This is a genomic window from Lutibacter sp., assembly GCF_040883305.1.
In the GTDB taxonomy this organism is placed as follows: Bacteria; Bacteroidota; Bacteroidia; order Flavobacteriales; family Flavobacteriaceae; genus Lutibacter.
Genome location: NZ_JBFLKT010000378.1, coordinates 1 through 7,059 on the forward strand (window position 1 = coordinate 1; position 7,059 = coordinate 7,059).

Here is a 7,059-nt window from a genome sequence, read left to right on the forward strand (position 1 = left end):
AAATGTTTTTTTAGCTTCTTCTTCATCAATAGTAGCTATTGCAGCACCAACATGTACTAACACATAATCTCCAACAGTTGCTTCAGGAACCAATGTTAAGCTTACCTCTTTTATAATTCCATCAAAAGATACCTTTCCTACTCTAAAGGTTTCATCTAATTGCGAAGTAATTTCAATTAATTTTCCAGGTATTGATAAACACATAATTTAGTTTTTAACTTTTGAAAATTAAACTTTCTAACTTTAAACTCTATTTTCCTTCAACCATTTATACCAAGCTTCCATTCCTTGACCAGTAGTTGCAGAAACTTCAAAAAACACTAACTTAGGATTAACTTGCAACGCATAATTTTTAAGTTTGTTGACATCTATATTTACATATGGTAACAAATCTATTTTATTAATAATACAAATATCTGATGTGTGAAACATATCAGGATATTTAATTGGTTTGTCTTCACCTTCTGTAGTACTTATTATTACAACACGTTTACTTTCTCCCAGATCAAACATTGAAGGACAAACTAGATTCCCCACATTTTCTATCATTAAAATAGCATCATTTTTAATTTCGAGCTTTTTAACTGCATCATAAACCGTATCACTTTCTAAATGACAACCTTTTCCTGTATTTATTTGAATTACGGGTATATTAAGCGCATATATTCTATTGGCATCATTTAAGGTTTGTTGGTCACCTTCAATTACATAAAATGGAATTTCTTCTTTTAAATCGGACAATGTACGTTCCAAAATAGATGTTTTTCCTGAACCTGGTGAACTAACTAAGTTTAAAGTGAAAATATTTTTAGCTTCAAAAAAACCTCTATTTCTAGCAGCTAAAACTGCATTATTCTGCAAAATATCTTGTTCTATCTCTAAAACTTTATGTTTGTGCACATGAGATTGATCATTAGAGTGAGAATGATCATGAGCGTGAGTATGTCCATCATGATGATGGTGATGATGCTCCTCTTGATGAGAATGTACAAGAGTTTGTTCTCCTGGTTTCAAAATTACTGGACCGTTTCCATCGGTTCCACATCCGCAAGTTCCACACATAATTATTAAATTTAAATTACTTCTAACGCTTTAATTTTTAACTCTTTTCCTTTTAAAATACCCTTAAAATTACTATTGCAATTGGGGCAGCAATCATAAATATTTTCCATATCAAACTCATTATCGCAATCTATACATTTTCCAAGTCCCTCAATTACAATAATTTCTTTTTCAGCCTTTTCAAGCACAGTATTTTGTACTGCAGATTCCCAAACAAAATTTAACGAATCTATCTCAATACCAGACAAAACACCAATTTCAAGTTCAATTTTAGTAACCTTATCTGCATTAACTTTTGCAGTTTCATCTTCAGCAATTTTAACAATTCCTAAGGCTATTGATAGTTCATGCATCTTCAAAAACAGATTTAAAATCAAAGTTACAAATTATCTAATTGGAAACCTATTCAAAAATATAGCTAAAAAGACAATATGATAATTGTCATAAATTAAAGATTGAATAGTCTTATTTTAAAACGTTCTAAATTAACCTGTTACATTTGCATTATTCATTTTTTATTGTAAATTAGATAAATGCTTTTTACATCAAAAGCAGAATGATAAATAAGTCTCTTTTTTACTTAAAACTTAATCTATGTCTACCAATAATGAAAAACGAAACACATACTATGAAAGTATTATAAAGCAAGGTTATAGCCGTAGAGATTTCATGAAATTCTCTACGTATATGGCAGCTTTTATGGGATTAGAATCTACAATGGTTGGGCAAATTGCACAATCATTAGAAAACACTCCTAGATTACCAGTTATTTGGGAACATTATCAAGAATGCACTTGTTGTAGCGAATCTTTTATCAGATCAAATCATCCAATAGTTGCTGATATTATTTTAGACCGAATATCACTAGATTATTCCTTAACATTAATGGCTGCGTCTGGGCATCAGGCCGAAACGGCAAAGCATGAAACCATGAAAAAACACAAAGGAGAATACATTCTTTGTGTTGAAGGGTCTATACCTTTAGGTGATGATGGAAATTACTGTTGCATTGCAGGTAAATCCGCAAAAGAGACCTTTTTAGAAGCCGCCGAAGGTGCTAAAGCAATAATTGCTTGGGGAAGTTGTGCTTCAAATGGATGTGTACAGGCTGCAAAGCCCAACCCTACAGAAGCAACACCTATACATAAATTAATAAAAAACAAACCAATTATTAGAGTACCTGGTTGTCCGCCAATAGGCGAAGTTATGGCGGGTGTTATTATGCATGTAGTTGCGTTTGGACGTTTACCAAAATTAGATCGCTTGGGAAGACCAAAAGCTTTTTATGGAAAACGAGTTCATGACACATGTTACAGACGTCCTTATTATGATGCAGGTTTATTCGCTGAAACTTTTGATGACGAAAACTCAAAAAAAGGATACTGTTTATATAAACTAGGCTGTAAAGGACCTATGACTTATAATGCTTGTGCAAGTATGAGATGGAATAATGGAATAAGCTTCCCTATCCAATCAGGTCACGGTTGTATTGGTTGTAGTGAAGAGGAATTTTGGGACAATGGGCCTTTTTATGAAAGAACAACAAAAGTACCTGGCTTTGCTGTAGAAAGTAATGCTGACACTGTTGGTAAGGTTGCAGCAGGAGTATTAGCCGGAGGGATCGCTTTACACGCAGTTGGCGCAAATATTTCAAAAAGAAAAGAGCTAATGGACAGAATAAAGAGAGGAAAAAGTAATGAAAAAAATATTGATTCTTAAAACGTATAATAATGGCAAATAGAATAGTAGTAGACCCAATTACACGAATTGAGGGTCACTTAAGAATAGAAGCAGAAATTAAAGATGGCGTAATTGTAGATGCTTTTAGTTCAAGCACAATGGTTAGAGGTATTGAAAGTATTGTTAAAGGTCGAGATCCAAGAGATGTTTGGGCTTTTGTACAACGCACTTGTGGTGTTTGTACTACAGTTCATGCATTAACATCTGTAAGAGCCGTTGAAGATGCTTTAGGAATAGCAGTGCCACCTAATGCTGAAATGGTTCGTAATATTATGGAAGGTGCTTTATATATGCACGACCATGCAGTGCATTTTTATCATTTACATGCATTGGATTGGGTGGATATTGTAAATGCCTTAAAAGCAGATCCAAAAAAGACTTCCGAAATTGCACAAAGCATCTCAAGCTGGCCAAAAAGTTCACCTGGTTATTTTTCAGATGTACAAAAAAGAGTTCAAAAATTTGTTGAAAGTGGTCAATTAGGAATTTTTGCAAACGGTTATTGGGGGCATTCTCAAATGAAATTACCTGCAGAAGTGAATCTATTAGCTGTGGCTCATTATCTAGAAGCTTTAGAATGGCAAAAAGAAATCGTGAAAGTTCATACCATTTTTGGAGGTAAAAACCCACATCCTAACTACTTAGTTGGAGGTATGGCTTGCGCAATAAACTCAGACGGTGCTGGTGGATTGAATGCAGAACGTTTAATGCACGTTCAGAAATTATTAAAAGAAGGAAAAGAATTTATTGATAAAGTTTATATTCCAGATTTATTAGCTATTGCATCATTTTATAAAGATTGGGGAGCTATAGGTAAAGGATTTGGAAATTATATGTCTTATGGAGATTTCCCTACAAATGGATATGCAGATTTATCAAGTTTTAAATTTCAACAAGGTGTTATTTTGAATAATGATTTATCTAAAGTACATGATGTTGATCATAGAAGTACAGATGAAATAGAAGAATTTGTAAATAACTCTTGGTATGATAATTATTCAGAAGGAAAAGACAAAGGAAGACACCCTTGGGAAGGAGAAACAAACATTAAATATACTGGCCCTAAACCACCTTACAATCATTTAAATGTTGAGCAGGCATATAGCTTTATAAAAACACCTCGTTGGAAAGGAAAACCAATGGAAGTAGGTCCGCTTGCACGTTTATTAGTAGGATATGGAAGAGGAAATGAAGAAATTAAAGATGCTGTAAATGGCGCACTTTCTCATTTAAATGTTCCTGTAGATGCGCTATTCTCTACATTAGGTAGAACTGCAGCCCGCGGAATTGAAACGCAATTAGTTGCTAATTGGACATTAGAATTTTTTGATACTTTAATGAATAATATCAAAAATGGTGATGAACGGATGGCAAATACCGATAGTTGGGAACCTTCATCTTGGCCAAAAGAAGCTAAAGGTGTAGGATTTTGTGAAGCGCCAAGAGGAGCGTTGGCACACTGGATTAAAATTAAAGATGAAAAAACAGAAAACTATCAATTAGTTGTTCCATCTACTTGGAATGCATCTCCACGTGATCCTAAAGGACAGCGGTCAGCATATGAAGCTGCTCTTATTGGAACACCTGTTGCAGACCCTAATTTACCATTAGAAATTATTAGAACAATTCATTCATTTGACCCTTGTATAGCTTGTGCTGTTCATTTATATGATGAACATGGAAAACACATTTCTCAGGTTCAAAATATTGCTAGTTGTGACAGTTAAAATTTAAATTATGGAAACTAAAAACTTTAAACGAGTGATGGTTTGGGAATTACCAGTTCGGTTTTTCCATTGGGTAAATGTGCTAACAATTACTATTCTAGCAGTTACGGGATTTATAATTGCCAATCCACCAGCTTTACAGTCAAGTGCTGAAGCAACAAATTTACATTCTTTTGGAATTGTAAGATTTATTCATTTTGGTGCAGCTTATATTTTCTTTTTCAATATGATTTTAAGATTATATTGGTCTATTGTGGGTAACAAATACGCTAGTTGGAGAGCTTTTTGGCCATTCGGAAAAAAAATATGGAACAATTTTTGGCATGTGTTAAAAATTGATATTATGCTTTTAAACGAAGATCACCCTGATGTAAAAAATATAAGTATTGGACATAATAGTGTAGCAACATTATCATATTTAGCCTTATTTTTTATTGCACTTATTCAAGTTTTTACAGGATTTGCACTTTACGCCGATACATCTGGTTGGTGGCTCCCAAAACTTTTTGATTGGGTGAGCCCATTATTGGGTGGCGATTTTGTAACACGAACAATTCATCATATTTCAACTTGGGTATTTATCTTATTTAGTATAGTACACGTTTATTTGGTTTTTTACCATGATTGGTTAGAAGGTCGTGGTGAAGTTTCTTCTATGTTCGGAGGCTATAAATTTGTACGAGAAGATAGAGTTAAAAAGGTTCTTAAAAAAGAGAACGAGGAATAATTAGACCCTAAAGGTATTTATAAATTCATCCTGTCACTGCATTTTTATTAAGGATGAATTTATTCTTTAAATTTAAAAAAATGAAAATAAAAGAAAGAACACCCGTTGCTATTAGTAGTGATTCTTATTTTTTCGAAAAAGATAAATCCAATAGCATTTTAATAATGGGTGTTGGAAATTATTTAATGGGAGATGAAGGAATTGGCGTTCATGTAATTCAAGAAATGTCTAAAAATATAGTACCTGATTACATTGATATTTTAGATGGTGGAACAGGTGGATTTTTACTGTTAAATTGTTTTGAAGCATATTCTACCGTAATTTTTGTTGATGCTACTATGGATGGAAAACCTGCAGGAACCATTTCATTAATTCGCCCAAAATTCGCCTCAGATTTCCCATCAGCATTAAGTGTTCATGATGTTGGATTAAAAGATATGATTGAAGCAGTTTATCTTATGGAAAAAATTCCTGATATTCATTTATTTACAGTTTCTATCGAAGAATTAAATCCAATGACCATAGAATTAAATGACAAAGTTAAAGCTATAATCCCTAAAATTATTGATAATATTTTAAGCCATTCAGCAGCACTTCACCTAAAAAAATCGTAAATTTATAGTCTAATTTTTATCCTATAAATTGAATGATTAAATCCTGCAAAATTTCGTTTTCTGGGCAAGTCCAAGGTGTAGGTTTTCGTCCGTATATTTATAATTTAGCACTTGAATTCAATTTAAAAGGAACCGTTTCAAATAATGAAGATGGTGTACTTATTTTTGCGAGTGGAGATCAACAAAATATTTCGGCATTTTATAAAAAAATAATCGAATTTCCACCGCCAATTTCAAAAATAAAAAATAGTTCAATAGTAGAAGTTGAAAATTTACTATTTGATGATTTTAAAATTATTCCTTCATCTAAAAATGGACAGTTAAACTTACCATTAACTCCTGATTTTGCTATTTGTGACGATTGTAAAGACGATATTGAAAATACTGAAAACAGACGGCATAACTACCCTTTTACAACCTGTGTAAATTGCGGTTCGCGTTGGGCAATTACACAAACTTTTCCATTTGAAAGAAGTAATACAAGTATAGACGAATTCCCAATGTGCGCCAAATGCGAAAAAGAATATAACTCACCTAGAAACATACGATTTCATTCGCAAACCAACACTTGTTCAACGTGTGGAATTCAACTAAAATTAGTTAATAATTTAGGTGAAACCATAAAAATTGAGCAATTAAATCTTTTTAAAAAAATCGCTGATTTACTTTCCGAAGGAAATATAATTGCCATAAAAAATACAAGCGGTTATTTGTTATGTTGTAATGCCGAAAATCCAAAAGTTGTTCATAAATTACGGTATAAAAAACATCGCCCAAATAAACCTTTTGCGGTGTTATATCCATCTATAGAAATACTTCAAAAAGAAGTAATTTTAAATGAAAAACAACTAAAATCCCTAACCTCTACAGAGTTACCAATTAATATAGTTTCATTGGAAAATTACAATGGAAAACTTGCTTTAGAACAAGTTGCTCCAAATTTAAATCAGCTTGGAATTATGTTGCCTTATACAGGTATTTTACAATTATTAGCCAATGAATTAAATTTTCCTATTGTTGCAACTAGTGGAAATATTCATGGCTCTCCAATTGTTAGTACGAATGAAGATGCTCTTGAAAAATTAAAAAATATAGCCGATTATTTTTTACAACACAATTTAAAAATTGAACACCCACAAGATGATTCTGTCGTAAAATTCAGTTCTAAATTTCAACAAGAAGTATTATT

Annotated in this window: 8 protein-coding genes; 5 read left to right on the plus strand and 3 right to left on the minus strand. The window is 32.4% G+C overall.

Annotated elements, in window-relative coordinates; all coding sequences use genetic code 11:
- From AB1Z17_RS12170 to AB1Z17_RS12180, 3 genes are all read right to left on the minus strand, one after another.
- The coding region (locus AB1Z17_RS12170) for a HypC/HybG/HupF family hydrogenase formation chaperone (RefSeq protein WP_368052062.1) at nt 1–204 on the minus strand (204 nt) is incomplete at its 3' end.
- 39 nt (nt 205–243) lie between these two features.
- Nucleotides 244–1,062 (minus strand): hydrogenase nickel incorporation protein HypB, encoded by an 819-nt coding sequence (gene hypB / locus AB1Z17_RS12175; RefSeq protein WP_368052063.1) that lies wholly within the window; start codon nt 1,060–1,062, stop codon nt 244–246.
- 11 nt (nt 1,063–1,073) lie between these two features.
- Nucleotides 1,074–1,415, minus strand: a complete 342-nt coding sequence (locus tag AB1Z17_RS12180) for a hydrogenase maturation nickel metallochaperone HypA (protein WP_368052064.1) — start codon at nt 1,413–1,415, stop codon at nt 1,074–1,076.
- A gap of 241 nt (nt 1,416–1,656) precedes the next feature.
- Between AB1Z17_RS12180 and AB1Z17_RS12185 the strand changes: the two genes are divergently transcribed.
- The 5 genes from AB1Z17_RS12185 to AB1Z17_RS12205 form a co-directional block, all read left to right on the plus strand.
- Complete coding sequence (locus tag AB1Z17_RS12185; protein WP_368052065.1) at nt 1,657–2,781, plus strand: hydrogenase small subunit; 1,125 nt, start codon at nt 1,657–1,659, stop codon at nt 2,779–2,781.
- 11 nt (nt 2,782–2,792) lie between these two features.
- Nucleotides 2,793–4,529, plus strand: coding sequence for a nickel-dependent hydrogenase large subunit (locus AB1Z17_RS12190; RefSeq protein WP_368052066.1), 1,737 nt, complete (start codon nt 2,793–2,795; stop codon nt 4,527–4,529).
- Between the two features lie 10 nt (nt 4,530–4,539).
- Nucleotides 4,540–5,256: a Ni/Fe-hydrogenase, b-type cytochrome subunit gene (cybH, locus tag AB1Z17_RS12195; RefSeq protein WP_368052067.1), complete on the plus strand. Its 717-nt coding sequence runs from the start codon at nt 4,540–4,542 to the stop codon at nt 5,254–5,256.
- Between the two features lie 80 nt (nt 5,257–5,336).
- On the plus strand, nt 5,337–5,870 hold the full coding sequence (locus AB1Z17_RS12200; RefSeq protein ID WP_368052068.1) for a hydrogenase maturation protease: 534 nt from the start codon (nt 5,337–5,339) through the stop codon (nt 5,868–5,870).
- 32 nt (nt 5,871–5,902) lie between these two features.
- Nucleotides 5,903–7,059: Sua5/YciO/YrdC/YwlC family protein (locus AB1Z17_RS12205; protein WP_368052069.1), on the plus strand; the 1,157-nt coding region annotated here is incomplete at its 3' end.

Bases quoted from the DNA above. Each gene is read 5' to 3' on its own strand.
- hypB (WP_368052063.1), bottom strand. From the start codon at position 1,062: ATGTGTGGAACTTGCGGATGTGGAACCGATGGAAACGGTCCAGTAATT.
- AB1Z17_RS12180 (WP_368052064.1), bottom strand. From the start codon at position 1,415: ATGCATGAACTATCAATAGCCTTAGGAATTGTTAAAATTGCTGAAGAT.
- AB1Z17_RS12185 (WP_368052065.1), top strand. From the start codon at position 1,657: ATGTCTACCAATAATGAAAAACGAAACACATACTATGAAAGTATTATA.
- AB1Z17_RS12190 (WP_368052066.1), top strand. From the start codon at position 2,793: ATGGCAAATAGAATAGTAGTAGACCCAATTACACGAATTGAGGGTCAC.
- cybH (WP_368052067.1), top strand. From the start codon at position 4,540: ATGGAAACTAAAAACTTTAAACGAGTGATGGTTTGGGAATTACCAGTT.
- AB1Z17_RS12200 (WP_368052068.1), top strand. From the start codon at position 5,337: ATGAAAATAAAAGAAAGAACACCCGTTGCTATTAGTAGTGATTCTTAT.